The organism is Clostridium sp. DFI.1.208 (assembly GCF_024463855.1).
In the GTDB taxonomy this organism is placed as follows: Bacteria; Bacillota_I; Bacilli_A; order Erysipelotrichales; family Erysipelotrichaceae; genus Clostridium_AQ.
On the sequence record NZ_JANGCA010000001.1, the window covers coordinates 22,544 to 48,393 of the forward strand.

A 25,850-nucleotide genomic window follows, 5' to 3' on the forward strand; every position below is an offset into this window, starting at 1 on the left:
TGCAAGACAGCCTGGATTTCCAGGCTGTCTTATGATGATAAGGATTGGTGAAGAATGAAAAGTTATGTACGAGATAGCATCAGTACAGAGAAAAACCGAAAAAAACTGAAAAAGGATCAAAGGATGAAGGCAATCTTCCTTCTGGCGGCATTGCTGTCGTCCAGTGCGATTGCCATTATCATTATCTTCATCAGTGTCAAGGGGATATCTCCCTTCCTGAGCGGCTATTCCTATGGGCAGCAGGATATCGTCTCCTTTCTGACCGGAATGATGTGGCGTAAGGATCAGGGAATCTATGGTGTTGGCTTTATTATTATCAATACGCTGGTTTCTGCATTCGGCGCACTGGTGATATCCTTTCCGCTGTCTGTACTGACGGCCTTGTTTATCGCAAAAATAGCACCCAAGCATGTTGCAGAGGTCATGACGACGGTTGTGGAGCTGCTTGCCAGTATACCATCCGTTGTTTATGGTGTATTTGCATCCGGTACGATTACTGTACTTGTCAGCTCGCTTGCTTCCTCCCTTGGCTTTGTGACAGCGGGAGGAAGCTCTTTGCTGGCGGTGATTCTGCTGCTGGCGATTATGATATTTCCAACGATTACATCCCTGTCAATCACGGCGATTCGCTCCGTAGACAGAGAAGTGGAGCTTGGCAGTCTGGCACTTGGCGCCACGCGAACACAAACCAATTTCAAGGTTATTCTGACCAGTGCCAAATCCGGAATCTTCGCCGGAGCGATACTGGGCATCGGCAGAGCCTTTGGAGAAGCAACGGCTGTTGCCATGGTGGCGGGAAACAAGATGTTCGGACCTACCGTCAATGTGTTTGATACGACAAGAACACTGACAACAACCATGCTGGCCGGCTTAAAGGAAACGACCGGGCTGGATTATGATATACGATTCTCAGCAGGTCTGGTGCTGATGGCAGTCATTCTGCTGTCCAACCTGCTATTGAATCTGATGAAGAAGAAAGTGGGGAATATGAAATGATACAAGCACCCTCCAATCAGAAAAAGAAGCGCCGGTTGTTTGATGGCTTGTGTAACGGTGTAACCTACCTTTCCAGCGGACTCAGTGTATTCGTGCTGCTTGCAATTTTTGTCTTCATCTTTTCCAAGGGCTTTTCTTCTCTGGGGATAGATCTTCTGAAGGGGAACTATTGGTCAAAGAATTATCTGACCAGTGTAGAAACATCGAAAAATCACCCCGGCAGCTTTGAACGGCCGTCGTCATTGAGTGAGGAGGCCTCCTTCTCCTCAAAATGGGGAATCGGTTTTGTGGATACCAAGGACCAAAATGGTGATGCTATCGTTTTGGTTGAATACATTGACGAGGCATCTCCCTTCCATGATCTGAAGGATGAAAGCATTAAGGATAAGGATGTTTCCCTATCTACGGAGGTTGGCTTTCAGGTGGAAAATCTCGGCTACCGGACCAAAGGCGGCGCGACGATGATTGCGGGCAACATCATGTCACAAACTGCTGCTGAGGTGGCACAGGCACTGGACAACTCCGCACAAAGTATTACAAAGGTATATTACAAAACACCGGGCGGCGGTATTCGCGGCTCGATTATATCCACCCTGTATCTGATACTGATTTCGCTGCTGATTGCACTTCCACTGGGAATTGCTTCTGCCATTTATCTGCATGAATATGCGAAGCCAAACAGGCTGACAGCATTGATTCGTAGTGCCATAGAAATGCTGACGGGTGTGCCGAGCATCATCTTCGGTTTGATGGGTGTCGCTGTCCTTTTTCCGATTACACAGCTGTTTGGGGCAACGACTACCAATATTCTGCTGGGCAGCTTCACGATGTCCATCATTCTGCTACCCACCATCATCCGCTCCACAGAGGAGGCGCTGATCGTTGTACCGCAGTCATTGCGGGATGCCTCGCTTTCTGTAGGTGCCAATCAGTCGCAGACAATTTTCAAGGTTGTGCTGCCCTGTGCGGTACCGGGGATTTTGACCGGCGTATTGCTGAGCATCGGACGAGTGATTGGAGAAAGCGCAGCATTGATCTATACCATGGGTACCTATGTCAATGACACACCAACCCTTATGTCGCAGGGAACCAGCCTTGCTGTGCATATTTATAACATCATGAGCAGTGAGCAGCCCAACTTTGAACTGGCCAGTGCAATTTCGATAGTGATTCTGGTATTTGTGCTGATTTTAAATATCTGTGTGAAGCTGCTGAGTAAAAAGCTCAACAAATCCTGGTATTAGAGGAGGAATAAGTATATGAAGAAGGAACCTGTTTTCCATGTGGAACACCTGAATCTGTTTTATGGAGACAAGCATGCACTGAAGGATATCGGCATGGATATCGAGCAGAATAAAATAACCGCACTCATAGGACCAAGCGGCTGTGGGAAATCTACCTTTTTACGCTGCCTGAATCGTATGAATGATCTGATTGAGGGCTGCCGCATTGATGGAACGATCGAGCTGAATGGGGTGGATGCCTATGGCTCCGATATGAATGTTGTGGATTTGCGCACGCAGGTGGGGATGGTATTTCAAAAGCCGAATCCATTTCCAATGTCGATCTATGACAATATCACCTATGGACCGAAGTGTCAGGGAATCAAGAACCGTAAAACACTGGATGCCATCGTTGAGCAGTCCCTAAAAAAAGCAGCCCTGTGGGAGGAGGTCAAGGATCGGCTGAATGATTCTGCATTCGGTTTATCCGGTGGACAGCAGCAGCGTTTGTGTATCGCCCGGGCAATCGCCATGGAGCCGGAGGTGATTTTGATGGATGAGCCGACCAGTGCATTGGATCCGATTGCAACCAATAAGATTGAGGATTTGATGGAAGAATTGAAAAAGGATTATACGATCGTTATCGTTACGCATTCCATGCAGCAGGCATCCCGAGTAAGCGACTACACTGCCTTCTTTCTGCTTGGTGAGGTTGTGGAATTCAATAAGACGAGCAAGATATTCCAGCAGCCATGTGACAAGCGTACCGAGGATTATATTACAGGAAGATTCGGATAGAAGGAGGAACCTATGATTAAAATTGATAAAGAGCTGGACACCATGGAGGAAAACGTGCTGAAAATGGGGCAGAAGGTTGTCCGTATGCACGAAAAGGTTGTACAGGCCTTAAATTCTCCCAATAAGGAAATCGAGCTGGAAATCGTACAGTCAGATGATATTATCAATCATCTGGAGGAGGAAATCAACGATCAGGCAGTACGCTCTTTGGCGCTGCTGTCCCCGGTTGCCAGTGATCTTCGCAAGGTGGTGGCTGACATCAAAATCGCTTCCGAGCTGGAGCGGATCGGCGATTATGCAAAAAATATTTCCATTTTTCTAATCAAGCACGATGATATGGATGCCTCTATTCTCGATTACGCACAGGCTATGGAAAAGGGCTTTATCGCCATGCTGCAGGAAACAATGACCTGCTATGAGCATCGCGATATTGAAACAGCCTTTGAAATCCCGGAAAAGGATAAGGAGATCAATGTTCTGTATAAGGAGCTGAAGGAGAAAATCCGTCATGATGATTCCAGCTACCTTGTGGAGCACATCTTTGAAATCTCTTCCATGCTGCGTAGCATTGAGCGGGCAGGGGATCATACAAAGAATATCTGCGAGCATATCATTTATATGATCAAGGGACAGCATTACGACTTCGGATAGATGCTTCGGTTTGCGGGAAAGCCGTTTGAACAGTCTAGGTCAAGCAGGCATTGACGTTCTTTGGGAACGGCCTTGTGATTTTGGAAAGGGAACTGTGTATGGTGAAGGACTACATGCTTTGGTAACAAGGTGTCCCTTCACCCAACGTGCTGTAAACCCTGCAAAAATGTGTCTTACGATGTTTCCATGCTCCTACAGCTGCACAAAAAAAAGCTCTGCACACACGGCAGGGCTTTTGCTTGTTAATCATCCGTTTCGTTTGGGCGAAGGTCCAGCGTCATAGCTTCCTCATTTCCTTCCTTCACGATATTCCAGATATGGTCGCCGATACGTTCCAGCGTACCGAGGATATCCACAAAGATACTGGCAGCAACACCGCTTCCGCAGACCTCTCCGGCCATACGCTTGAAGTGACGCTGTCTGGCTTTTTCTTCCACCAGGTCCAGATAATTTTCTTTATCGTTGATCATCTGAATATAATGTTCTTCGCGGGTAGAGAAATAATTCAATGCAATTTCATTCATTTCCAGAACGGTTTCATACATTTCATTGACATCCCCAACAGCCTCATCTGTAAAGGCTCCCTTGTCTTCATAGGTCAGTTCATAGAATTCGTTCAAATTCATCGTTAAATCGCCAACCCGCTCGATATTCTTGATAATCTGCAGATTGTTGATGAATTCATCCGTATCGTGCTCGCTCAGACTGTTGTGGGCAATCGTCATCAGGTATTCGGTAATCTTGGAATCCAGAGAATTGATAGCATCCTCATACTGACTGGACATACCACGGTATTTGCCACTTTTCTTATTGAAATACTCCTGACTCGCACGGATACAATCGGAAGCGAGCTCTCCCATTTTTACCGTTACCTGTTTGGATACGCCAAGGGCTCCGGCAGGAAGGGATGCGGCCAGCTTTGGATCCAGACCCTCCAGATCGACTTCAATGCGTTCCTCCTCACCCGGTATGATTTTTTTGATGACCCTGACCATCAGATTGATACAAGGATAAGCGAGGATGGATATGACAATGGTTCGCAGAATGTGAGCAATGGCGATCTGCATCATCGGTGAGATGCTGTATTTATCTGATAAAAAGGCGATAAAATCAACATACGGTGTCAACAGGAACATGAAAATCACAGAACCGATGGTATTGAACAGAACATTGACGGCCGCGGCTCGTTTGGCCGAGGTACTGCCGCCGATGGACGCAAACACGGCGGTTACTGTTGTACCGATATTGGATCCAAAGACAAACGGCAGGGCAGCTGTCAGCGTCATGGCTCCGGAATCATAGATTTTCTGTATGATGCCGACAACCGCAGAGCTGGACTGCACGACGGCGGTCATCAGGGTACCACTGATAAAGCCGAGAATCGGCTGATTCTGCATAGTCGTTGCCAGTGTCGTAAAGAAATCCATCTGTCCCAGCTTGCTCAGCTCATCTCCCATCAGCCGCAGACCGAAGAACAGCAGACCGAAGCCAAGAACGATCTGTCCCATATAGGTCTGTTTCTTCCGTTTGGCAAACAGGGTGATCAAAACCCCCAGGAATACGAAATACAAAGCCAGTGTCTCTACCTTTAAGCCGATTAAAAATGCGGTTACAGTCGTACCGATGTTGGCTCCGATGATGATGCCGATGGATTGCTCCAGACTCATCAATCCGGCACGTACAAAGCCAATGGCAATGGCACTGGTGGCACTGCTTGATTGAATAAATACGGTAATGATACTACCCACAAGGATTCCCTTCCAGGGCTTGTTGGTGTAACGGTCGATATACTCTCTTAATTTTTCTCCCGCGATGCTTTTCAGACCATCTCCCATGAACTGTATTCCGAACAAAAAGAGCGCCAGCCCTCCAATGATGAAGTCCCAGCTGATATTTGCCGGTGTCATGGCGGAAGCTGCAATATGTAACATAAGATTCCTCCCAAAAAAAACTCTAAAATTACATGGTAGCAAGGTAATTTTAACAGAATTTTTACATTCTGTATATAAATTGAAAGGCGTTTTTACAATTTCACGTTAGAAAAGCCCTTCCAGTCCAGTATGGGAAACTGCTTCAGCGGCTACAATCTTTTTCTGCTATTCATTTGCACGCAGCTCGTGTTATAATATAGTATATGCCTGTATAGGAAACAGGACCTATAGGAAGCGACGCCGCTATGTAAGGTTGCATATGGGGATATATGGTTAAGGATCGAGGTGGCTTATGGAAATCAGTGTATTTAATCAAAGCGGAGAACGGCGCTGGTCGCGCTATGCCTCCGATTTCAGAACAATCAGTGAAAAGACACAGCAGGTGGTAAAGCTGGAAGGGCACAGGAGTGCCTCCGTAATCTTCGTGACCCCGCAGATGATTCATGAAATGAACAGGGATTATCGCGGTATCGACCGGCCGACCGATGTCATCAGCTTCGCCATGAAGGACAGCGAGGATGCATATGAGGTCATGGAGGGAGAGGAAGAGCTCGGGGATATATTCATCAATATAGAAGCGATAACAGCGCAGGCAGCGGATTACGGTCACAGCTTGCGAAGAGAGGTCTGCTTTCTGTTTACGCATGGGCTTTTGCACCTGCTGGGATACGACCACATGACACCGGAGGATGAGGCTGTGATGTTTCAGCTGCAGGATGTGATACTGGATGATATCGTTCCTAAAAAAATACGGAAATAAATTCCGGTATGCATTTGCCGGACTCACGCATGGGCTGCTGCATGATCGTAGCATTGTGCTGCAGGCCGTTCTGGGAATGGCTGTGCTTGCGGTTTGTGCTTATCTGGGTCTGGAGGCGATGGAATGGTGTGTCATTCTGATCGTCATTGGTGCTGTGATTGCACTGGAATATATCAATTCCGCTCTGGAAACGATTGTGGACATGGTGTCACCGCAATACAGTGAGGGAGCGAAAAAAGCAAAGGATTATGCAGCTGCAGCTGTGCTGGTGATGTCGCTGGCAGCGGCGGCTGTTGGAATCGTGATCATAGGAGGAAGGCTGTTTTTATGAATGTGAATGAACAATATCAGGAGCTGCTGGATGCGGCGTTTGCTGCCATGCGGCATGCATATGCACCATACTCCCACTATCATGTGGGAGCTTGTGTGAAAACTAAGGACGGAACACTGATTCCGGGGGCGAATATAGAAAATGCATCCTTCGGTCTGACGAATTGTGCAGAGCGAAGTGCGATATTTGCCGCATATTCTATGGGCTATCGCAAGGAGGATATCGTAGCGATCGCCATTGTGAGTGACGGTACAAAGCTTGCGGCTCCCTGTGGTGCCTGTCGGCAGGTACTGGTGGAGCTGCTGCAGCAGGATACTCCCATCGTGTTGAGCAACAAACAGGAGCAGAAAATAACGAGCATCGCCGAGCTTTTACCGATGTCCTTTACGAGTGAGGATGTCTTATGAGCTATAAGTCGGGATTTATATCCATTATCGGACGTCCGAATGCCGGCAAAAGCACGCTGCTAAATGCCATCCTGCAGGAAAAGATAGCCATTACGACGCCGAAGCCGCAAACAACACGGAATAATATATCAGGGATATTGACGCGGGAGGATGCACAGTTTGTCTTCGTGGACACACCGGGGATTCATAAGCCGAAGCATGAGCTGGGGCGTACTCTGAACCGCAATGCGTATACGGCGATAGCTGAGGCGGATGTAAATTACTGGATGGTGGATGCCACACAGCCCTTTGGCAGTGGAGACGAATTCATTCTGGAAAAGATGAAGGATGCACAGATTCCAGTTTTTCTGATACTAAACAAAATCGATCTGCTGGATAAGGAAGCGGTGCTTACGACCCTGAGTAAGTGGCAGAACCGGATGCAGTTTGCGGAAATCTTTCCGGTATCTGCGTTGAAGCGCGAAAATGTGGAGCATCTTTTGGAGGTAACGAAGAAGTATTTGCAGGAGGGCGTGAAGTATTTTCCGGATGATATGATCAGTGACCATGGAGAAAATTTCCAGATTGCGGAAATCATTCGGGAAAAGGTGTTGTATAAAACAAATGAAGAGGTACCGCATTCTGTTGCGGTCATCGTGGAAAAAAAGGAAGAAAGCGATAATCGCATGGAGCTGTCGGCGCTCATCGTCGTGGAGCGCTCCTCGCAAAAGAGTATTTTGATTGGAAAGCAGGGAGCGATGATTCGTGGCATCCGTCTTGCGGCCCAGAAGGAGCTGAAGGAGAAATTCGGTAAAAAGGTGGAGCTGGAGCTGTATGTTCGTGTCGAGAAAAACTGGCGTAATCGCAGCAGCAAGCTGCATCAGCTGGGTTATCTGGAGCTGGAAGAAGGAAGATAATGCAGGAGGAAGTGTGCGGAATCCTGGTGGATGTGAAGGAGTATCGGGAACATGATGCCCTGTTGAAGGTGTTGTGTGAGGATGGCTCCCTGCTCAGTCTGAGCGCTCGTGGAGTTCGTAAGGTCACAAGCAAGAATGCTCCTGCCGTACAGCTGTTTACATTGGCACGTCTGCAGCTGAATTATCAGCAGACCGCCTCCATACAATCTCTGCGCCGGGCAGAAATTATAAACAGTTATCGCAAGATTCGGGAGGATCTTGTAAAGCAGAGCATTGCCTCCTACTTCTGTGAATGTATGTATCGCAGTGGCTTTGAGGAAAATGTATACAACCTGCTAAAGCGGAGTCTGGATATTTTACAGGATGCAACGCATCCGCTGCAGATTCTCTGTCTGTTTCAGGCTGTTATGAATCGTATGCATGGAATTGAGCCGTTTGTGGATGGCTGTGTCCGCTGTCAGAGCACGCAGCATATTCAGGCAGTGTCGCGAAACGATGGCGGCTTTGTTTGCAAACGCTGTCTGCGATCTGGCGATCATGTCATTTCACGCAGGGATTTGAAAACCTTTCGTCTGCTCTGTAAGGCAGAGCTGGAGCATTATGAGCTGATAGAGAGACTGGATCCGTTCAGCAGTGAAAATTTTGAAGAGCTGTATGGCTTTTTTGAGGATTATGGCGGCATTGCGCTGAAGAGCGTGCGATTTCTTCGTACCCTGTTTGCTATGGAGGGACATACGTAAGCTGCACACGTTGCCTACAGCAGCTGTCAGTTGCATGCGATGAAAATGTCTGAGAATGAAAAAAGGAAAGCAATTCTACAACGAGATTCTCTGTAGGACTGCTTTTTTTATATCGGCGTTTTTTCGTTCAGACTGTCAATAAACGGACGATGAGCAAAGCGGTCTGCATCAAATGAAAAGGGAATATATCCCAGTGCTTTTATGACGCTGCCTTTACCATATGGGGAAGAATTTCAAACAGAAGGGGATTCTTCTTTTTATTTTTTTACTTTGTTATTCTAATTGGGGAAAACACGTTGACATTTCCTTTAAAAAAGTGTTATATTATAGTGTATTCTTGTAACTATTTTCATAGTTTCATGAGCATCACCGGCGGGTGAATTTTTTTTGAAAGGGGCATAAACATGAACAACGAGAAATTATTTGATACGGTAGTAGCCCATGCGAAAAACAGTGGTTTTGTGTTTCAGGGATCTGAAATCTACGGCGGTCTGTCCAATACGTGGGATTTCGGTCCTTTGGGAGTCGAGCTGAAGGAAAATGTAAAAAAGGCCTGGTGGCGTAAATTCATTCAGGAATCTCCATATAATACAGGTATACAGTCTGCGATCCTAATGAATCCGGCAGTATGGGTTGCCAGCGGTCATGTCGGCGGATTCTCTGATCCATTGATGGATTGCAAGGAGTGTAAATCCAGATTTCGTGCTGATCAGCTGATTGAGGATGCCACAAACGGAGAGGTCAGCGTTGAGGGCTGGAGCAATGAAGCGATGATGGACTATATTGAAGAGCATCAGCTGAAATGTCCAAAATGCGGTGCGCATAATTTTACGGATATCCGTCAGTTTAATCTGATGTTTAAAACCTTTCAGGGTGTTGTAGAGGATGCGAAGAGCGCCATTTATCTGCGCCCGGAAACGGCACAGGGGATGTTTGTCAATTTTAAAAACGTACAGCGCTCCATGCGCAAGAAGCTACCATTTGGTATCGGACAGATCGGTAAGAGCTTCCGTAATGAAATTACACCGGGAAACTTTATTTTCCGTACCAGAGAATTTGAACAGATGGAGCTGGAGTTCTTCTGTCAACCGGGAACGGATATGGAATGGTACCAGTATTATAAGGATTACTGTATGAGCTTTTTGACGAATTTGGGTATTAACAGTGAACATCTGCGCTTTCGTGATCATACAGCAGAGGAGCTGGCTTTCTATTCAAAGGGTACCTGTGATATCGAGTATAATTTCCATTCCCAGATTGGTTGGGGGGAGCTGTGGGGAATTGCAGATCGAACCGATTATGATTTGAAGCAGCATCAGGAAGCAAGCAAGAAATCGCTGGAATATCTGGATCCTGCAACGAACGAAAAATATCTGGCCTATTGCGTAGAGCCGGCAGTCGGTGTTGAACGACTGATGCTGGCGTTTATGTGCGATGCCTATGATGAGGAGGAGCTGGAGAACGATACTCGTATCGTCATGCATCTGCATCCGTTCCTGGCGCCGATCAAGGCCTGTGTCATGCCGCTTTCCAAAAAGCTGAGCGACAAGGCGATGGAGGTATTCCAGCTGATTGCACCAGTGGGAAACTGCGATTATGATGAGGCGGGAAGCATTGGTAAACGATACCGTCGTCAGGATGCCGTAGGAACACCGTTTTGTATCACTGTGGATTTTGAAACAGAGAACGACAACTGCGTCACCGTACGCCACCGCGACAGCATGGAACAGGAGCGCGTGAGTCTGAAGGATTTGAGCGCGTATATCGAAGAGCGAATTAAGCTGTAAAATAGCGGGGAGTGATGTTCTTGGCACGCTTGAGTGAACAGGAAATCAGCCAGATTCGTGCAAAAGCTGATATCGTAGATGTGATTGGGCGCTATGTGCCGCTGACAAGAAAGGGAAAGAGCTATAAATGCGTCTGCCCGTTTCATGATGATCATGATCCGTCAATGTCCATAGCTGCCGATAAACAGATTTACAAATGCTTTGTGTGCGGAGCAGGCGGCAATGTATTCACGTTTGTACAGAATTATGAAAAAATATCCTTTATCGAGGCGGTTTACAAGGTTGCCGAGTATGCCGGTGTGACTTTGGAGCATACTCTTGATGTCACCCCCCGGGTAAAGGATCCGCACCTGCAGGCACTGCATAAGGCATGCCGGGAGGCTATTGAATTCACCCATTATCAGCTGGATACGCTGGATGCGAAAAATGTCAAGGAATATTTGATGAGGCGCAATATTACGGAAGAAATTATCAAGCGCTTTGAAATCGGGTACAATCCGATGGACGACGCCCTATATCGATTCCTGCATGCCAAAAAGCATGCGGATGATGATCTTGTGTCCGCAGGTCTTGTACGTGTTACCTCCATAGGTATGAAGGATGTATTTTCGCATCGTATCATGATTCCAATTCATGATGAATTCGGAGAACCGGTCGGCTTTACAGCCCGGCGGGTTGCGGAAAACGAAGAAGCAAAGTATATCAACACTACGGAAACGGATATCTACAAGAAAGGAAATCTGATTTTCAACTATCATAGAGCCAAGCCGGAGGCCAGAAAAGCAAAAAAAGCCTATCTGGTGGAAGGCGCCATGGATGTGCTTGCTCTGGAAAAGGTGGAGCTGCACAATGCAGTGGCAACGTTGGGAACGGCGATGACCAAGGAACAGCTGCGGCTTTTACAGCTTTTGCATGTACCGATCGTCGTCTGCTATGACGGAGATAAGGCCGGCCGCAACGCCACCTATAAATTCGGAAAAATGGCCAGAGAGGCACAGCTGCCCTTTGAAATCGTAGACAACAAATACGGTCTGGATCCGGATGAGGTCATCGATGTATACGGGAAGGATGAGCTACGCACACTGCTCGATAAAACGGTATCCTGGATTGATTTTCTCTTTGCTTATTTGCTTGGGCGATACAATCTGGAAAACTATTCCCAGAAAAAGGAATTCGCTCAGGAAATGGCATTGGAAATTCAGGCATTGCAGGATGATTTTGAGAAACAGAGCTATTTCATTCGTTTGCGGGAGCTGACTGAATTTGATATGCAGGTGGAGCAGCCCAAAGAGGAACGCAAGGCGATCCATCAGCCGCAGCCCCCGCGACAGAGCTTTTTGACCTTTCCAAAAAGCGGAAGAAGTCATGCGGAGCATGAAATTCTCTCGCAGATGCTGAATGGAATTGCTGCCAGCAATCTCTTCAAGGAGGAGCTGGGATTTTTAAAGGATGATACCGGCAACAAGCTTGCGATGTACATCATTGATTATTATCGAACACACACCACCCTTGCTGTAGCGGAGCTGCTGGATGTGATTCGGGAGGAGGATGTGAAAGCACTTCTTCTGGAAATCGCAAACTGGGAGCTTGCCCGTGAGGATGTGGATATGGCTGTACTGCAGGAAGCAATCGCCAAGGAAAAATCCTGCTTTCTGGATGATAAGATACAGCTGTTGAATAAAAAAATACGATCTGTGAATGATCCCATGGAAAAGGCTAAGCTTGCCGTGGAGAAAAATCAGCTGATCAAGGAGCGTGAGGAATGGCGCAGCGCGGGAAGGAAGTAAGGATATGAAGAACACCAAGAAAAAAGCTGTTTTGCAGGAATACAAGACACTGGATGATATCAAGCAGGAATTCCTGGACGAATACAAACAGAATGATGTCCTCTATCAGAAGGATGTTATGGATGCCGTGGAGCATCTGGCAATGACAGATACAGATTTTGATGATCTGTTCCAGTGGTTTTCCGACAATGATATTGAAGTAAAAAATGAAGATGATGATGTCGATCTGATGGACGATGATGCTTTGGTCGCAACCGAGGATGACGATGATATTGATTTTCTGGATGACGATACCGATGAAGAGGATACGCTGGCTGCCGATATCGAAAATCTGGAGCAGTCTTTTGCTAACTCTTCCCACACAAAAATCAATGATCCGGTGAAAATGTATTTAAAGGAAATCGGACGCGTTGAGCTTCTGGATCCGAAAGAGGAGCCGGAAATTGCGCGGCGCATTCAGGCAGGTGATGAAGAGGCAAAGAAAAAGCTGATTTCCGCCAACCTGCGTCTGGTTGTATCCATTGCAAAAAAATATGTTGGCCGCGGTATGCTGTTTCTGGACCTGATTCAGGAAGGAAACATGGGTCTGGTTAAGGCGGTTGAGAAATTCGATTATACCAAGGGCTTTAAGTTTTCAACCTATGCGACGTGGTGGATTCGTCAGGCCATCACACGTGCCATTGCAGATCAGGCAAGAACGATCCGTATTCCGGTACATATGGTAGAAACAATCAACAAGCTGACACGTATTCAGCGTCAGCTGGTGCAGGATCTGGGAAGGGATCCCTCTGCAGAGGAAATCGCAGCAAAGATGGAAAACATCTCTCCGGAAAAAGTGCGTGAAATTCAGAAGATCGCACTGGAACCGGTATCTCTGGAAACACCGATCGGTGAAGAGGACGATTCTCATCTGGGTGATTTCATCGAGGACAAGGAAGCTTTATCACCGGATGAATATGCCAATAATCAGCTGCTGAAAGATGAAATCAACACGGTGCTGCAGGGTCTGACCGAGCGTGAGGAAAAGGTATTGCGTCTGCGTTTCGGTTTATATGATGGAAGAACCCGTACACTGGAGGAGGTTGGAAAGGAATTCAACGTTACCCGTGAACGAATCCGTCAGATTGAGGCAAAGGCACTGCGTAAGCTGAAGCATCCTACACGCTCCAAGCGTCTGAAGGATTTCGTCGATAAGCCATAATGAAGCTGAGTACACGATTACATACGATTTTTGATATGGTACAGCCCTGTGGCGTTGCTGCGGATATCGGCTGTGATCATGGACTGCTTCCTATCGCTCTTATACAGGCGGGAAAATGTGCACATGTGTATGCGTGCGATGTGCGAAAGGGACCGCTGTCACGGGCACAGGAAGCAATCAGACAGTACGGTCTGCAGAATTCTATCACCACAAAGCTGTGTGACGGTCTGCAGGGGCTAGAGGATGATGTGGAGGTTGTCGTAATTGCCGGTATGGGATATGACACCATTTGCAGTATTCTTATGAAAGGTGACAAGCAGCTGAAACATTATAAGCAGATAATTCTGCAATGCAATACACATGTCGAAGATATGCGCCGCTGGCTGCATCAAAACGGTTTCACAATCGATGCGGAGCAGCTCGTAAAGGATCATCACTATTATCAGATGCTTTCTATACATAAAGAGCCTTCTGCTATGCGGGAAGACCAGTATCTATTCGGCGTGTATCTGGATCAGCATCCATTGTTTAAAGAATATTGGACATATATTCTGGAAAAACAGAAAAAGATTGTGCAGCACACACAGCCGCATCATGATGGATATGCTGTTGCTGTTGAGAAAATCAAAAAAATTGAAAAAAAGCTGAAGGAGCTGGATTAAACACCGGCTCCTTTTTATTTGTTGCAGGTGCTATCGGGGCAGTATGTAATACATGGCAATCAAAGCTGCTAGGAATAGGGATTGTTTGGATGCGGTGGTTTCTGATATAATATTTACTGGAAAGAAGTGAGTATATGGAACTTTGGGATCTGTATGACGCTCAACGGCAGCCGATGAATAAGCTGCAGATGCGGGGAAAACCAATACCGGAAGGCTGTTATCATATCGTTGTTTTCATTTGGACATTCACCTATGACGGCAAACTGCTGTTGACAAAGCGGGATGCCTGCAAGCCTGGCGGTTTGCTCTGGGAGGTTACAGGCGGCTCTGTATTGCATGGAGAAAGCTCGCAGGAGGGGGCAAAGCGGGAGCTGTATGAGGAGACCGGCATCTCCTGCAGAGTGGAACAGCTGCAAAAATTGCATAACAAGGTAAAGGGGCAGGGGATTTACGACCATTACCTGCTGCAGTATCCGGTAGAGCTGGACAAGCTGCAGCTGCAGGAAAAGGAGACCATCGATGCCATGCTGGTTGATCAATCCACATTCGAGGACATGATGCGGGTTCATATTCTGACACATCCGCTGCAGCTTTGGTATCATGAGCTGAAGGATACGCTTGCAGTTTACTTTCAAAAAAACAGATAGCGGCTGGTATGAAGGGGTGTCCTTGTCTATGTGATGTATCGTGAATAATCAGATGATAGCATATGCGTACGGCAAAGTAAGACAGCATTATCATCAAACAACAGGAACCGGCGTTACGGTAGGAAACGCAAGCAGGAAAAAAAGGCAGACATCCGCAATCGTCTACCTTTTTTCGTGCTATTTACTTACTATCCAGTTCTGTTTTATGACAATATTTCAGACAGTCTTATCTGCGGCTTACATTTCCCCGGCGCATAATCCTCCAGATAAGCGATAACCTGTGCTGTCAGATACGTTGGCGTACTAGCACCAGAGGTTACCGCCACACGCTTTGCATTGCATAGCTGCTCATCCTGAACATCCTTTACATCATCAATCAGATATACCTGATGAATACCCTGATCACGGGCAATCTGCGCGAGACGGTTGGAGTTGTTGGAATACCTGTCACCAACCACATATAATACATCGATTTGCTTATCCTTCAAATCGGCAACAGCCTGCTGGCGTATACGGGTTGCGTTACAGATTTCTTCACAAAATACAGCCTTCGGATACCGTTCACGAATTGCCTCAAACAGTGCTTCAATATCAAAAATGGACATGGTCGTCTGATTGGTGACAAACACATGTGCCAAGGGAGGCAGAGCGTCCAGATCCTGTTGCGTACTGATCAGGTGCACCTTCTCACTAAGCGATAAAACGGCCTCTGCCTCTGGATGACGCGGCTTTCCGATATACAGGACATCACAGCCGTTTTTCAGCTGCTCCATAACAATATCCTGTGTTTTGACCACATCCGGACAGCTCGCATCAACACATTGAAGTCCCTTGCGAAGTGCCTTTTCCTTTACTGCCGGGGAGATACCGTGTGCGGTAAATATGACGATTCCTTCTTCAATTTCATCAAGCAGCTCCAGTCTGGTTTTATTTTTATCATCAACGGGATAAATATGCAATTCCTTCAGTGCCTGCATAACATAGGAATTATGCACGAGCATTCCCAGAACATAAATCGGGGTATCCGGATGCTCCTGTGCTGTTTTCTTCGCGATAAGAATGGCATTGATAACACCCTTGCAATATCCACGTGGTACGACCTTTATAACTTCCATGTACTTCACCTCAGATATCATTATACAGGAAAAGCCCGGTACATGCATAGAATTTTGCCGCAGAATATGCCATAATAAGCGTATACGATACACTAGGTAACAGAAAAAGAGCGCACGTGTTACAGAAAAAAGAAATTGTTTTACAACTTTCAGATTTCCTGTATAATAAAGAAGCTGCTTATTTGTATAAGGAGGTATTTATGAGCAAATATACGGATTACAACTTTCGTGAGGCCACGAAAACATTTATAAACCTGGAAGGCTTCAAAGAGCCTACACCGATCCAGCAGGCGGTGATCCCGCTGGCATGCAAGGGAAGAAACATCATTGGTATTTCCGATACCGGTACCGGAAAAACACATTCCTTTCTGATTCCGATTATGGAGAGGGTGGACAGCAGTCAGTCTGTGATTCAGGCAGTTATCACGGCGCCGACCAGAGAGCTTGCCTTACAGATTTATAACCGCTGTGAAAAGATGAGTGAAGCAGACCCTAAGCTTCGCATCCGTCTGATTACCGGCGGAATGGAAAAATCCAGAATGAACGAACAGCTGAAGGTACAGCCGCATATTGTTGTAGGAACACCAGGGCGTATCAAGGACCTGTTTTTACAGGAACAGACCCTGCGTGTGGATACCGCTGATATCATGGTTGTCGATGAAGCGGATATGACACTGGAGTTTGGTTTTCTGGAGGATGTGGATGCGATTGCCGGAAAAATGAAAAAGAATTTACAAATGATGAGCTTTTCTGCGACGATTCCGGTTGCATTACAGCAGTTTTTAAAGAAATATATGGATAATCCAAGTACGGTGCATATTCAGGAGCAGAGCGATTTTCATCCGAAAATCGAGCACGTGCTGATACCGTGTCAGGAAAAGAGCTATGAAGAAAAGCTGATGGAGCTGTTAGCGACCTTTACACCCTATGTATGTCTGATTTTCGCAAACACGAGAACGCAGGCCGCAAGTGTTGCCGGCATGATGCGGGATGCCGGGTACGGTATTATCGAGCTGCACGGGGATTTGACACCGCGAGAGCGTACAAAGGCGATGAAGGATTTGGTAAATATACAGAAATCCTATGTGGTAGCGACGGATATCGCTGCGCGCGGTATTGATATTGAAGGAATTTCCCATGTCGTTTCTCTGGGCTTTCCAAAGGAGCTGGATTACTATATTCATCGAAGCGGACGTACCGGTCGTGCCGGTCGGGATGGTATTTGCTATGCTTTATATAAAAAGCAGGATGATGCCATGATTCGCTCTCTGGAGGTTAAGGGAATCGGCTTTAAGCATCGCAACCTGAAAAACGGTACCTGGAGTGAGCTGGAGCCGCTGCATCGCAAAAAGGTCAAAAAGGATGATCCGCTGGAAAAGGAAATTTCTAAAATCGTTTCCAAAAAGAAGAAAAAGGTGAAGCCGGGCTATAAGGTGAAACGGAAACAGGAAGTAGAAAAGCTGAAGCGTAAGGCACGCCGTCAGATGATTCAGGAGGATATCCAGCGACAGAAAAAGGAACGCGCAAAGCAAAAGGTCATGGAGAAACGGGGTGGGCAGGAATGAAGCTAGGCTGTCATGTCTCCATGTCTGCGCCGGACTATGTGCTGGGATCGGTAAAAGAGGCGATCAGTTATGGCGCCAATGCGTTTATGCTATATACCGGTGCACCGCAGAATACACGACGCAAAGCAATGCAGGAACTGAAAATAGAGGAAGCGCACAGACTGATGAAGGAGCATGGTATTGACGAAAGCAGTATGATAGTGCATGCTCCCTATATCATCAACCTGGCAAATTGTATCCGTGAGGAAACCTTTGCGCTGGGCGTGGAGTTTTTACAAAAGGAAATAGCGCGCGTACAGGCGCTGCATGCAACGGTTCTGGTGCTGCATCCCGGAAGTCATGTAAAGGCCGGAGAAGAAGAAGGTCTCAAGAAGATCGTTGAGGGATTGAATCTGGCAATGCAGGATGTACAGGATGTTCAGATTTCCATTGAAACGATGGCTGGCAAGGGCAGTGAAATCGGTTATAGCTTTGCGCATATCCGTTATCTGATGGATCATGCAAAATACGGTGATCGTCTGCGCGTCTGTCTGGATACCTGTCATATTCATGATGCTGGCTATGATCTGTCCGACTTTGATAAAGTGCTGGATGAATTTGACGCTGTCATCGGTCTGGAACGTCTGGCCTGTATGCATATCAATGATTCCAAAAATGTACAGGGAGCTCGTAAGGACCGGCATGCGAATATCGGCTTTGGCGAAATCGGTTTTGAAAAGCTGAATGCCATTGTACATAATGAACGTGTAAAGGATGTTGTAAAGATTTTGGAAACACCATATGTCGAGGATCATCCGCCATATCGTCAAGAAATCGCCATGCTGAGAAGCGGTGTGTTTGATGAACAGATTATGGAGAAAATCAAAGCGGGCATCTGATATGGAAATATGTGAATTGGATATTGCCGCATATCGTGGAAAAGCCTTAAAGGTTCGATACACGACATCGTATGTTTATGAAGCAGTTGTCAATCAGAACGCAGCATGCTTTGGCGTAATGTTTCAGCGCACGGCTTTACCAAAGCCGTTGTCCTGCGGCTTTGATGATATATGGGGCAGTGAATGGCTAACTAAGCCGGAGCTGTATGGCGAATGTGTGGATGGACAGATTGTCGGGCTGTTGGAAATCTGCATGGAGGATTGGTCGCAGAGACTGCGCATTTCCAACTTGTTTGTAGAGCCCGCCGATCGGGGAAGAGGCTGTGCTACCCGTTTGCTGGAGCATGCCATACAAGTAGCAAGACAGCGCGACATCCGCTGCGTTCTGTTGGAAACGCAGTCCTGTAATGATCCTGCAATACAATGCTATCTGCGCAGCGGCTTTGTGTTTCTGGGCTGTGATTTGAGTGTTGGGAGCAATCAGGATATACAAAGAAAAAATGTCCGTATAGAAATGGGCTATTATCTGTAATTGATTGATTGTTAAAGCATGGAATGGAAGCAGAACAAAAGTAAACAGCAAGGGCAGTACATCCTTTTCAACACACTTTAAGGCTTCCTGCTTTTCAAATACAAATATCTATAAAAGGAATTTTCTTTATATGAAAAGAAAAGAAACTGGGGCATTGTCTGTTATGGATGACATAAAAAAGAATTCAGAAGTTACCGGTTATGATTGGTAACCCTGAATTCTTTTACTTTCTCTACAAGGTCCGATGGATAATGCCATGCATTGCGTCTAAAAATCTCATCAGCTGTGTTCTTTTTCAAACGCTAAAATTTCTTCCTTCAGCCGTGCTACCATCTGTTCCTGCGGCAGCTTTTCAATAATCTCTCCCTTTTTGATGAGCAAGCCCTCGTTGCGGCCGCCGGCAATCGCGATATCCGCATGCTTCGCTTCTCCGGGTCCATTTACTGCACAGCCCATAATCGCCACATTTACATCACAGTTTATGGTCTGCAGGAAGGCTTCCATTTCATTTACAACCGGCTGCATATCCCATGCTGTTCTGCCGCAGGTCGGGCAGGCAATCAAATTCGGCGTGTTTTTCAATAAACCGCAGCATTTCAACAGCTGCTTGACGATCGTTATTTCATTCACCGGATCCCCATTCACACTGATGCGAATCGTATCACCGATGCCCTCATTTAATAATGTTCCCAGTGCCATGCTGCTTTTGATTGCACTGCCGATGAAGGTACCCGCCTCCGTTACGCCAAGATGCAGCGGATAGGGGAAGGCAGTGGATGCCATGCGATAGGCATCGATACAAAGCAGTGGATCACTGGATTTAAAAGACAGGCAGATGTCATGGAAGTCCAGCTCCTCTAAAATCTGCACATGGCGCTGTGCGCTTTCCATCATGCCCTCAGCGGTAGGTCTGCCATACTTTTCATGAATATCCTTTTCCAGAGAACCGCTGTTAATGCCAATGCGAATCGGTATATGGTGTTCCTTGCATACCGCCACGACAGCTTTCACATTTTCTTTACTGCCGATATTTCCCGGATTCAGACGTATCTTATCAATACCGGCCTTTACCGCAGCGATGGCCAGTCGATAGTCATAATGGATATCCGCAACAAGCGGGATATGTGTACGCTTTCTGATTTCTGTGATGGCAGCTGCATCCGCTTCATCAATGATAGCCATGCGCACCAGCTCACAGCCAACCTGTTCCAGCTGTAAAATCTGTGCCACGGTGGCTTCTATGTCACTTGTTCTTGTATTGCACATGGACTGAATAAGGACTTTATTCTGTCCGCCGATTGTTATATTACGTACCTGAATGCTTCTTGTTTCCGTTCTTTTCATGTCGTTTCACCTCATGCCTTCATTATAGCAGAAGTCGCTTGCGAAAAGCAATCCACTGCCCCATTACGAAAATCTTACAAATTTTCAAATGTATGGAATCACTATTTTGTTTATGGTATACTAATGGGCAGGAGGTGTGCGCATGATACGAAACCCTTTTCGAGATCTTGATCAAAAAAAATTAAGCAGAAGCTCTGATGTTCTGAAGACGCAGAACGATTATTTTAAAATCGTAAACAGGCGCATCTTTATTTTCGGTATTATCATTTGTCTGATTTTTGCCGTTGTTTCTGTACGGCTGGTCTTCCTGCAGATAAGAAATCAGGAGGACTATGCAGCGAAGCTGGAAAATTACTCATCGCAAAAGCAGACGGACAGTACGGCGCGCGGGGAGATGGTGGATCGAAACGGAAAGGTCATTGCAAAGACCGTTTCCTCACATAATATTGTCTACTTTCCTCCAAAGGATACAACAAGCGAGGAGCAGTGGAAGCTGGCTCAGACCTTTGCCAAGGATTTTAAGGTGGATCACAAGGGTATGACAAATTCGGATTATCAGGATTTGTATATGTTTTTACATAAGGATGAAAAAGGAAATAAGGACTCCGGTCAGAATCTGTTGTCTGAACAGGAGAAGAAAACACTGACAGCAGAGGAGCAGGAAAAGAAAATCAGAAGCCGGATCACGATGAAAATGGTGGATGAGCTGGCGGATGATGATACGAAGGATGCATTTTCTGTATATCTGTCTATGCGCAAGCTGCCCAACAATCAGAATAAGGTGATTCTGGAGGATGTGGACAGTGATAGTGTCGCAAAGCTGATGGAAAACAAAGATAAATACCGGGGCTTTGATGTTAATCTCGGCTCCTGGAAGCGGGAATATCCATATAAGGATACGCTACGTGATGTGCTGGGAAGTATTACGACCTCTAAGCAGGGTGTACCCTCCGAGCTTCGCTCCTATTATGAAGCGATGGGGTATTCGCTGACGGATCGTGTCGGGCAAAGCGGTCTGGAAAAGCAGTATGAAGATTTACTGAGCGGTACACCGAGAGTCAGTGAGATATCGTATGATTCCGATGGTACAGCCATTATGAATGAGACAAGTAGTGGCAAGAACGGTTATGATTTGCATCTTACCATCGATGTGGAGCTACAGAAAAAGGTTGATGACATTCTGGAGGATACATTAAAGAAATATGCAGGTACAGCCGGTCGTGAAAAATTCAAAAAAGCGATTGTTGTCCTCATGAATCCACAGACCGGTGAGATTTATGCGATGAGCGGTAAATATCTGGATGAGGATGGGAAAATACAGAATTATTCGAGTGGAGCGTATTTGGATGCCTTTGCGTCCGGTTCCGTTGTGAAGGGTGCTACGGTGTATATGATGCTGGATCAGGGAATTCAGACGCGCTATAGTACCGAGCAGGATGAGCAAATGAAAATAGCGGGAACACCATTTAAGCGATCGTTCAACACATATGGTACTGTGAATTCTATTCGAGCACTAGCGGTATCTAGTAACGTTTATATGTTTAAGTCTGTTATAAAATTAGCTGGTGGTAATTATGTATATAATCAGCCGTTGGGCATCACAAATGAGATGGCGCAGGAAACCTTCAAGCTAATGCGGAATTATTATTCCATGTTTGGTCTTGGTACAAAAACAGGACTGGATGTCCCAAATGAAGCACAAGGCTTTACAGGGAATACTATGAATCCTGGATTATTACTAGATTATTCCATCGGGCAGTATGATAACTATACGCCGATTCAGCTTGTGCAGTATGCGGCAACCATCGCCAATGGCGGTAAAAAGGTACAGCCGAAGCTGGTTAATACGGCAACAGAAGTAAATACAGATTATACAGTATACGAAAATAAAACGCAGGTGTTGTCAGCATTACCGGGAAGCAAGGAGGATTTGGAAACAATCCAGATGGGCTTTCGCGAGGTGGTTGCAGGAGAGCATGCAATCGATCCTATCAAGTCATTGGATGTACAGGTAGCTGCAAAAACCGGTACTGCCGAGGTAGGAAATTATACCAATGCTTCTCTTGTCGGCTATGCGCCATATGATAAGGAAGCCAAGGTGGCATTTGCCTGTTCCGTACCGGAATCTGCAACAAATGATCAAAGCGTTGCCGGAAACCTGTGCGCCTACAATATCATGCCGGAAGTTTTAAAAGAGTTTTTCAAAAAGTATTAGCTTTTTTGTAAAGAGTATGATATAATTTTCAAGCAAGTACGAGGAGGGACAACATGAGAGATAGAATCACGTTCAAATGTTCAGAATGTGGCGAAGAAAACTACATCGGGACACGTAATAAACGTAAAAATCCAGAACGTATGCAAATTCAGAAATATTGCCCACGTTGTAACAAGAAAACTTTACATAAGGAGAAAAAATAAGAAGGGCCGACTACGGTCTTTTTTATTCGGTGGCTGACATGAAAAAGATGGATACTTTTGTTTTAGGTATGGTGCAGGTGAATACCTACCTGTTATGGGAAGAGAATCATGTACTGATTGTTGATCCCGGAAGCAAATCTCACAAGCTGCAGGAAACGATTGATTCACAAAATGGTGTTGTGGATGCGATTGTGCTGACACATGGACACTTTGATCATATTGCCGGTGTGGATGCACTTGTTAAGAAATATCACTGTCCTGTTTATATCAATGAGCTGGATATGGCGATGCTGCAGGACCCAATGCTGAACTTCTCCTATCAGGCTCCTGTTGTTGTGAACAGTCCGGTAACTAAGCTGAAGCCGGGGAAAAACAGCATCGGAGCCTTTACGCTTCAGGCAATTGACGCTCCCGGACATAGTGAGGGAAGTACCATGCTGCTGTGGGATGATAATCTGATCTGTGGAGATGTCATCTTTCAGGGCAGCATCGGACGTACGGATTTGCCGACCGGAAGCAATACCAAAATGATGCAGACGCTTCGGATGATCCGGGAAACACTGCCTTCAAATCTGAAGGTGTATCCGGGACACGGTCCGGATACGACGCTGGATATGGAATTTCGCTATAACCCATATCTGCGGTTCTGATTATGACGATCATTACGGCGACGCAGTCTCATATACGGGATATTTTGAGGCTGTATGAGGTTTTATATGCAGACATGGCAAGACTGCAGCCCTTTAGCTACTGTCGTGGCGTGCAGGACGAAGAGTTCTTAAAAACGATGATCCGGCTGGAGGATTGTGACATCCTGCTGGCAGTGGAAAATTCCTGTATTTTCGGTCTGGCACTGGTAATGAAGCAGCTGACACCGGCGGATTCCTTTGTGATTCCGCATGCATATGCCACACTGATGGATTTGGTGGTGAGCCGGGAAGCCAGAGGGCTTGGCATCGGCAATCGCCTGCTGCAGGAGGTGGAGCACTGGGCCAGAGAACGTCAGCTGGAATATGTGGAGCTAAACGTATTGCAGGAAAATCGCAGTGCGCAGAGGCTTTATGAAAAGCACGGCTACATGACAGCGGTAAAAACCATGAAAAAGAAATTAAAATGATACATTTGTAAGAAAACGGGATAATTCTCGTTTTTTTTTACCTTTTTTCAGGAAAATTTAGGAGTTTTGCAAATTTGAAACGTATAGAAGTATGTAAATAGAAAGAAGGTGAGAGTATGAAAGAAAAATTTGAACAGCTGCTGCATATGGTGGAGCGCAAGCGAGCCACCGATGTACATTTCACATTGATGCAGCACAGACTGCATGTGCAGGTACGCGGCTGGAATGGTCTGGAAACCATTCAGAACGCTGCATTTGATGAGGGCTTATTCTGTTATCTGAAGTATATCAGTAATCTGGACTTAGGAAATACCCTGCAGCCGCAAAGCGGAAATTTTCAGTATGAGTTTCGTCAGGAGCTTCTGTATTTCCGCTTCTCTTTGCTGCCGACACTTGAAAAACAGACAGCAGTACTGCGTGTGCTGAACAATCATGAGGAGATATCCTTGGAGGAGCTGAGTATGGATAGAAAACAGACGGCCAGCTTTCTGAATTGGACAAAGACAAGAAGCGGACTTATCGTGCTGAGTGGTCCCACCGGCAGCGGGAAAACGACGACCCTGCATGCGATACTAAAACGGATTGCCAAAGAAAACAGACTGCATGTCGTATCGCTGGAGGATCCAATTGAAATTTTTGATGACAGCTATTTACAGCTGCAGATCAATGAGGCAGGAGGCTTTACCTATGAGGAAGGAATCAAGGAGCTTTTGCGCCATGATCCGGATGTCATCATGATCGGAGAAATACGCGATCCAACCACAGCGCGAATGCTGCTTCGATGTGCATTGAGCGGACATCTGATTTTTACAACGATTCATGCGAAATGCTGCAGTGAGGCAATCAAGCGTCTGCTTGAATTCGGCTTGCGCAGGGAGGAGCTGTATCATACACTGAGCGCAGTTTGTGCGCAGCGTCTGTACAAGAGAAAAGGAACGCAGGAAAGGGTGTGTATTTATGAAATACTGGAACAAAATGAACTGGATGCTTACTTCCATGAGGAACAGCTGCCACAGCAGCAGCATCGTGACATCTTTCAGGAGATTCAGCTTGCTGTTTCAAAAGGAATTGTTGCACAGGAGGAAGCCGTCATCGACCTTCCACATGCGCAATGAGGAATGGCGCTATCTGCATGATCTGCTGCAGAACGGCTATCCCTATCTGGAGGCATTGCAGCTGCTGGGAAAGGATACTACAGCGATCAAAGAGGAGCTGGAGCTGGGGCACAGCATGGAGGAAATTCTGATAACACAGGGAACAGGGCGCTTTTTTGAGCATCTATCCTTCTTTTTGAAAATCACCTCCCTAAGCAAGGCAATCGACAGCTCCCTGCATCTGTATGACTTTGAACGAAATTTGCTGTCCGGCCTTTTAAAGAAAACCGCTTATCCGCTTTCCATCTTTGTGTTTGCCTATGTGATGCTACTGGTATTCAGCTCTGCAATCATTCCGCAAATGCTGCAAAGCTTTGATCAGGGGGAGAATTTTCAAGGGCTGATGCTAGGGGTCAGTCTTTTGCAGGGAGGCTGCCGGCTTATCGGTATATGCACGCTGTGTGCGCTGGCAGGTATGCTGTATCTGAGAAAGAAACCTGCCATACGTAATGCATTGGTTTTAAGAAGCCCGCGCCTATGCAAACTGGCATCCCATGTGGAATCCTATCTGTTTAGCGGTTATATGATTGAACTGCTGCAGCAGGGGATACCGACGCGAACCGCCCTGCAGTATCTGGAGCAGATACGGAAGGGGTCACTGTTCTGTGAATTACATAAGCATTTGATGAACGGCCTGCAACATGGTGAGGATATCCATTGTGTCATCGAGCGTGAGGTGCTGCTGAACGATATCTTTAAGCAGTCGTTTCGCATCGGCAGCTCTACCGGATCTTTGTGCAATATGCTGCAGAGTGGGCTGCGGCAGCAGGAACGCACATGGGAGCGTCTGCTAAAGCGCACGGCAATCGTTGTACAGTGTGTCGCATACGGCTTTGTAGGTATCGTGGTTTTACTTGTTTACCAGATCATGCTGATTCCGCTGTCAATGCTGGAACAGATGTAGAAATTG

At 46.4% G+C, this 25,850-nt stretch carries 26 protein-coding genes; 23 read left to right on the forward strand and 3 right to left on the reverse strand.

Annotated elements, in window-relative coordinates; all coding sequences use genetic code 11:
* Positions 1 to 54: 54 nt before the first annotated feature.
* The 4 genes from pstC to phoU are packed head-to-tail and all read left to right on the forward strand — an operon-like array spanning position 55 to position 3,668.
* The gene (gene pstC, locus NE665_RS00140) at positions 55 to 996 is read left to right on the forward strand and encodes a phosphate ABC transporter permease subunit PstC (RefSeq protein ID WP_117441686.1); all 942 of its coding nucleotides are present in this window, start codon (positions 55 to 57) and stop codon (positions 994 to 996) included.
* Positions 993 to 2,240 (forward strand): phosphate ABC transporter permease PstA, encoded by a 1,248-nt coding sequence (gene pstA / locus NE665_RS00145; protein ID WP_117441685.1) that lies wholly within the window; start codon positions 993 to 995, stop codon positions 2,238 to 2,240. The genes pstC and pstA overlap by 4 nt, the downstream gene beginning before the upstream one ends.
* A gap of 15 nt (positions 2,241 to 2,255) precedes the next feature.
* The gene (gene pstB / locus NE665_RS00150; RefSeq protein WP_117441684.1) at positions 2,256 to 3,017 is read left to right on the forward strand and encodes a phosphate ABC transporter ATP-binding protein PstB; all 762 of its coding nucleotides are present in this window, start codon (positions 2,256 to 2,258) and stop codon (positions 3,015 to 3,017) included.
* Between the two features lie 12 nt (positions 3,018 to 3,029).
* Entirely contained in the window at positions 3,030 to 3,668 is a 639-nt protein-coding gene (gene phoU, locus NE665_RS00155) for a phosphate signaling complex protein PhoU (protein WP_117441683.1), read from the forward strand.
* A gap of 242 nt (positions 3,669 to 3,910) precedes the next feature.
* Here phoU and NE665_RS00160 read toward each other — a convergent pair whose 3' ends face one another.
* Positions 3,911 to 5,599, reverse strand: a complete 1,689-nt coding sequence (locus NE665_RS00160) for a Na/Pi cotransporter family protein (protein WP_117441682.1) — start codon at positions 5,597 to 5,599, stop codon at positions 3,911 to 3,913.
* Between the two features lie 292 nt (positions 5,600 to 5,891).
* Between NE665_RS00160 and ybeY the strand changes: the two genes are divergently transcribed.
* The 10 genes from ybeY to NE665_RS00210 all read left to right on the forward strand — a co-directional run bounded on the left by ybeY (position 5,892) and on the right by NE665_RS00210 (position 14,817).
* Positions 5,892 to 6,359 carry an rRNA maturation RNase YbeY gene (gene ybeY / locus NE665_RS00165; RefSeq protein WP_117441681.1) on the forward strand — a complete coding sequence of 156 codons (468 nt, stop codon included), beginning with the start codon at positions 5,892 to 5,894 and terminating at the stop codon, positions 6,357 to 6,359.
* Entirely contained in the window at positions 6,328 to 6,690 is a 363-nt protein-coding gene (locus NE665_RS00170; protein WP_117441680.1) for a diacylglycerol kinase, read from the forward strand. Before ybeY ends, NE665_RS00170 begins: the two co-directional genes overlap by 32 nt.
* Positions 6,687 to 7,097, forward strand: coding sequence for a cytidine deaminase (gene cdd, locus NE665_RS00175; protein WP_117441679.1), 411 nt, complete (start codon positions 6,687 to 6,689; stop codon positions 7,095 to 7,097). The genes NE665_RS00170 and cdd overlap by 4 nt, the downstream gene beginning before the upstream one ends.
* Positions 7,094 to 7,993: a GTPase Era gene (gene era / locus NE665_RS00180; protein WP_117441678.1), complete on the forward strand. Its 900-nt coding sequence runs from the start codon at positions 7,094 to 7,096 to the stop codon at positions 7,991 to 7,993. The genes cdd and era overlap by 4 nt, the downstream gene beginning before the upstream one ends.
* Entirely contained in the window at positions 7,993 to 8,733 is a 741-nt protein-coding gene (gene recO / locus NE665_RS00185) for a DNA repair protein RecO (RefSeq protein WP_117441677.1), read from the forward strand. Before era ends, recO begins: the two co-directional genes overlap by 1 nt.
* 404 nt (positions 8,734 to 9,137) lie before the next feature.
* On the forward strand, positions 9,138 to 10,520 hold the full coding sequence (locus NE665_RS00190; protein WP_117441676.1) for a glycine--tRNA ligase: 1,383 nt from the start codon (positions 9,138 to 9,140) through the stop codon (positions 10,518 to 10,520).
* A gap of 14 nt (positions 10,521 to 10,534) precedes the next feature.
* On the forward strand, positions 10,535 to 12,307 hold the full coding sequence (gene dnaG, locus NE665_RS00195; RefSeq protein WP_233104499.1) for a DNA primase: 1,773 nt from the start codon (positions 10,535 to 10,537) through the stop codon (positions 12,305 to 12,307).
* A 4-nt stretch (positions 12,308 to 12,311) separates the two neighbouring features.
* Entirely contained in the window at positions 12,312 to 13,508 is a 1,197-nt protein-coding gene (gene rpoD / locus NE665_RS00200; RefSeq protein ID WP_117441674.1) for an RNA polymerase sigma factor RpoD, read from the forward strand.
* Entirely contained in the window at positions 13,508 to 14,170 is a 663-nt protein-coding gene (locus NE665_RS00205; RefSeq protein WP_117441673.1) for a class I SAM-dependent methyltransferase, read from the forward strand. The genes rpoD and NE665_RS00205 overlap by 1 nt, the downstream gene beginning before the upstream one ends.
* A 134-nt stretch (positions 14,171 to 14,304) precedes the next feature.
* A complete protein-coding gene (locus tag NE665_RS00210; protein WP_117441672.1) occupies positions 14,305 to 14,817 on the forward strand; it encodes an NUDIX domain-containing protein in 513 nt (170 codons plus the stop codon).
* A gap of 203 nt (positions 14,818 to 15,020) precedes the next feature.
* Here the strand turns inward: NE665_RS00210 and ispH are convergent, their stop codons facing one another.
* Positions 15,021 to 15,932 carry a 4-hydroxy-3-methylbut-2-enyl diphosphate reductase gene (ispH, locus tag NE665_RS00215; RefSeq protein ID WP_117441671.1) on the reverse strand — a complete coding sequence of 304 codons (912 nt, stop codon included), beginning with the start codon at positions 15,930 to 15,932 and terminating at the stop codon, positions 15,021 to 15,023.
* A gap of 200 nt (positions 15,933 to 16,132) precedes the next feature.
* On the opposite strand from ispH, the gene NE665_RS00220 reads away from it, so the two are divergent.
* The 3 genes from NE665_RS00220 to NE665_RS00230 are packed head-to-tail and all read left to right on the forward strand — an operon-like array spanning position 16,133 to position 18,907.
* On the forward strand, positions 16,133 to 17,497 hold the full coding sequence (locus NE665_RS00220; protein ID WP_117441670.1) for a DEAD/DEAH box helicase: 1,365 nt from the start codon (positions 16,133 to 16,135) through the stop codon (positions 17,495 to 17,497).
* A complete protein-coding gene (locus NE665_RS00225) occupies positions 17,494 to 18,375 on the forward strand; it encodes a deoxyribonuclease IV (protein WP_117441669.1) in 882 nt (293 codons plus the stop codon). The genes NE665_RS00220 and NE665_RS00225 overlap by 4 nt, the downstream gene beginning before the upstream one ends.
* 1 nt (position 18,376) lies before the next feature.
* The gene (locus tag NE665_RS00230; protein WP_117441668.1) at positions 18,377 to 18,907 is read left to right on the forward strand and encodes a GNAT family N-acetyltransferase; all 531 of its coding nucleotides are present in this window, start codon (positions 18,377 to 18,379) and stop codon (positions 18,905 to 18,907) included.
* A gap of 279 nt (positions 18,908 to 19,186) precedes the next feature.
* Here NE665_RS00230 and ispG read toward each other — a convergent pair whose 3' ends face one another.
* Positions 19,187 to 20,251, reverse strand: coding sequence for a flavodoxin-dependent (E)-4-hydroxy-3-methylbut-2-enyl-diphosphate synthase (gene ispG / locus NE665_RS00235; RefSeq protein ID WP_117441667.1), 1,065 nt, complete (start codon positions 20,249 to 20,251; stop codon positions 19,187 to 19,189).
* A gap of 142 nt (positions 20,252 to 20,393) precedes the next feature.
* Between ispG and NE665_RS00240 the strand changes: the two genes are divergently transcribed.
* The 6 genes from NE665_RS00240 to NE665_RS00265 all read left to right on the forward strand — a co-directional run bounded on the left by NE665_RS00240 (position 20,394) and on the right by NE665_RS00265 (position 25,844).
* Complete coding sequence (locus NE665_RS00240) at positions 20,394 to 22,466, forward strand: penicillin-binding protein 2 (protein ID WP_117441666.1); 2,073 nt, start codon at positions 20,394 to 20,396, stop codon at positions 22,464 to 22,466.
* A 53-nt stretch (positions 22,467 to 22,519) separates the two neighbouring features.
* Positions 22,520 to 22,669, forward strand: a complete 150-nt coding sequence (gene rpmG, locus NE665_RS00245) for a 50S ribosomal protein L33 (protein ID WP_002609076.1) — start codon at positions 22,520 to 22,522, stop codon at positions 22,667 to 22,669.
* A 38-nt stretch (positions 22,670 to 22,707) separates the two neighbouring features.
* Entirely contained in the window at positions 22,708 to 23,319 is a 612-nt protein-coding gene (locus NE665_RS00250; protein ID WP_117441665.1) for an MBL fold metallo-hydrolase, read from the forward strand.
* Between the two features lie 2 nt (positions 23,320 to 23,321).
* Positions 23,322 to 23,786, forward strand: a complete 465-nt coding sequence (locus NE665_RS00255; protein ID WP_117441664.1) for a GNAT family N-acetyltransferase — start codon at positions 23,322 to 23,324, stop codon at positions 23,784 to 23,786.
* A 116-nt stretch (positions 23,787 to 23,902) separates the two neighbouring features.
* Positions 23,903 to 24,901: an ATPase, T2SS/T4P/T4SS family gene (locus tag NE665_RS00260; protein ID WP_117441663.1), complete on the forward strand. Its 999-nt coding sequence runs from the start codon at positions 23,903 to 23,905 to the stop codon at positions 24,899 to 24,901.
* On the forward strand, positions 24,837 to 25,844 hold the full coding sequence (locus NE665_RS00265; protein ID WP_233104498.1) for a type II secretion system F family protein: 1,008 nt from the start codon (positions 24,837 to 24,839) through the stop codon (positions 25,842 to 25,844). Before NE665_RS00260 ends, NE665_RS00265 begins: the two co-directional genes overlap by 65 nt.
* Positions 25,845 to 25,850 lie beyond the last annotated feature (6 nt).

Bases quoted from the DNA above. Each gene is read 5' to 3' on its own strand.
- pstC (WP_117441686.1), top strand. From the start codon at position 55: ATGAAAAGTTATGTACGAGATAGCATCAGTACAGAGAAAAACCGAAAA.
- pstA (WP_117441685.1), top strand. From the start codon at position 993: ATGATACAAGCACCCTCCAATCAGAAAAAGAAGCGCCGGTTGTTTGAT.
- pstB (WP_117441684.1), top strand. From the start codon at position 2,256: ATGAAGAAGGAACCTGTTTTCCATGTGGAACACCTGAATCTGTTTTAT.
- phoU (WP_117441683.1), top strand. From the start codon at position 3,030: ATGATTAAAATTGATAAAGAGCTGGACACCATGGAGGAAAACGTGCTG.
- NE665_RS00160 (WP_117441682.1), bottom strand. From the start codon at position 5,599: ATGTTACATATTGCAGCTTCCGCCATGACACCGGCAAATATCAGCTGG.
- ybeY (WP_117441681.1), top strand. From the start codon at position 5,892: ATGGAAATCAGTGTATTTAATCAAAGCGGAGAACGGCGCTGGTCGCGC.
- NE665_RS00170 (WP_117441680.1), top strand. From the start codon at position 6,328: ATGATATCGTTCCTAAAAAAATACGGAAATAAATTCCGGTATGCATTT.
- cdd (WP_117441679.1), top strand. From the start codon at position 6,687: ATGAATGTGAATGAACAATATCAGGAGCTGCTGGATGCGGCGTTTGCT.
- era (WP_117441678.1), top strand. From the start codon at position 7,094: ATGAGCTATAAGTCGGGATTTATATCCATTATCGGACGTCCGAATGCC.
- recO (WP_117441677.1), top strand. From the start codon at position 7,993: ATGCAGGAGGAAGTGTGCGGAATCCTGGTGGATGTGAAGGAGTATCGG.
- NE665_RS00190 (WP_117441676.1), top strand. From the start codon at position 9,138: ATGAACAACGAGAAATTATTTGATACGGTAGTAGCCCATGCGAAAAAC.
- dnaG (WP_233104499.1), top strand. From the start codon at position 10,535: ATGTTCTTGGCACGCTTGAGTGAACAGGAAATCAGCCAGATTCGTGCA.
- rpoD (WP_117441674.1), top strand. From the start codon at position 12,312: ATGAAGAACACCAAGAAAAAAGCTGTTTTGCAGGAATACAAGACACTG.
- NE665_RS00205 (WP_117441673.1), top strand. From the start codon at position 13,508: ATGAAGCTGAGTACACGATTACATACGATTTTTGATATGGTACAGCCC.
- NE665_RS00210 (WP_117441672.1), top strand. From the start codon at position 14,305: ATGGAACTTTGGGATCTGTATGACGCTCAACGGCAGCCGATGAATAAG.
- ispH (WP_117441671.1), bottom strand. From the start codon at position 15,932: ATGGAAGTTATAAAGGTCGTACCACGTGGATATTGCAAGGGTGTTATC.
- NE665_RS00220 (WP_117441670.1), top strand. From the start codon at position 16,133: ATGAGCAAATATACGGATTACAACTTTCGTGAGGCCACGAAAACATTT.
- NE665_RS00225 (WP_117441669.1), top strand. From the start codon at position 17,494: ATGAAGCTAGGCTGTCATGTCTCCATGTCTGCGCCGGACTATGTGCTG.
- NE665_RS00230 (WP_117441668.1), top strand. From the start codon at position 18,377: ATGGAAATATGTGAATTGGATATTGCCGCATATCGTGGAAAAGCCTTA.
- ispG (WP_117441667.1), bottom strand. From the start codon at position 20,251: ATGAAAAGAACGGAAACAAGAAGCATTCAGGTACGTAATATAACAATC.
- NE665_RS00240 (WP_117441666.1), top strand. From the start codon at position 20,394: ATGATACGAAACCCTTTTCGAGATCTTGATCAAAAAAAATTAAGCAGA.
- rpmG (WP_002609076.1), top strand. From the start codon at position 22,520: ATGAGAGATAGAATCACGTTCAAATGTTCAGAATGTGGCGAAGAAAAC.
- NE665_RS00250 (WP_117441665.1), top strand. From the start codon at position 22,708: ATGAAAAAGATGGATACTTTTGTTTTAGGTATGGTGCAGGTGAATACC.
- NE665_RS00255 (WP_117441664.1), top strand. From the start codon at position 23,322: ATGACGATCATTACGGCGACGCAGTCTCATATACGGGATATTTTGAGG.
- NE665_RS00260 (WP_117441663.1), top strand. From the start codon at position 23,903: ATGAAAGAAAAATTTGAACAGCTGCTGCATATGGTGGAGCGCAAGCGA.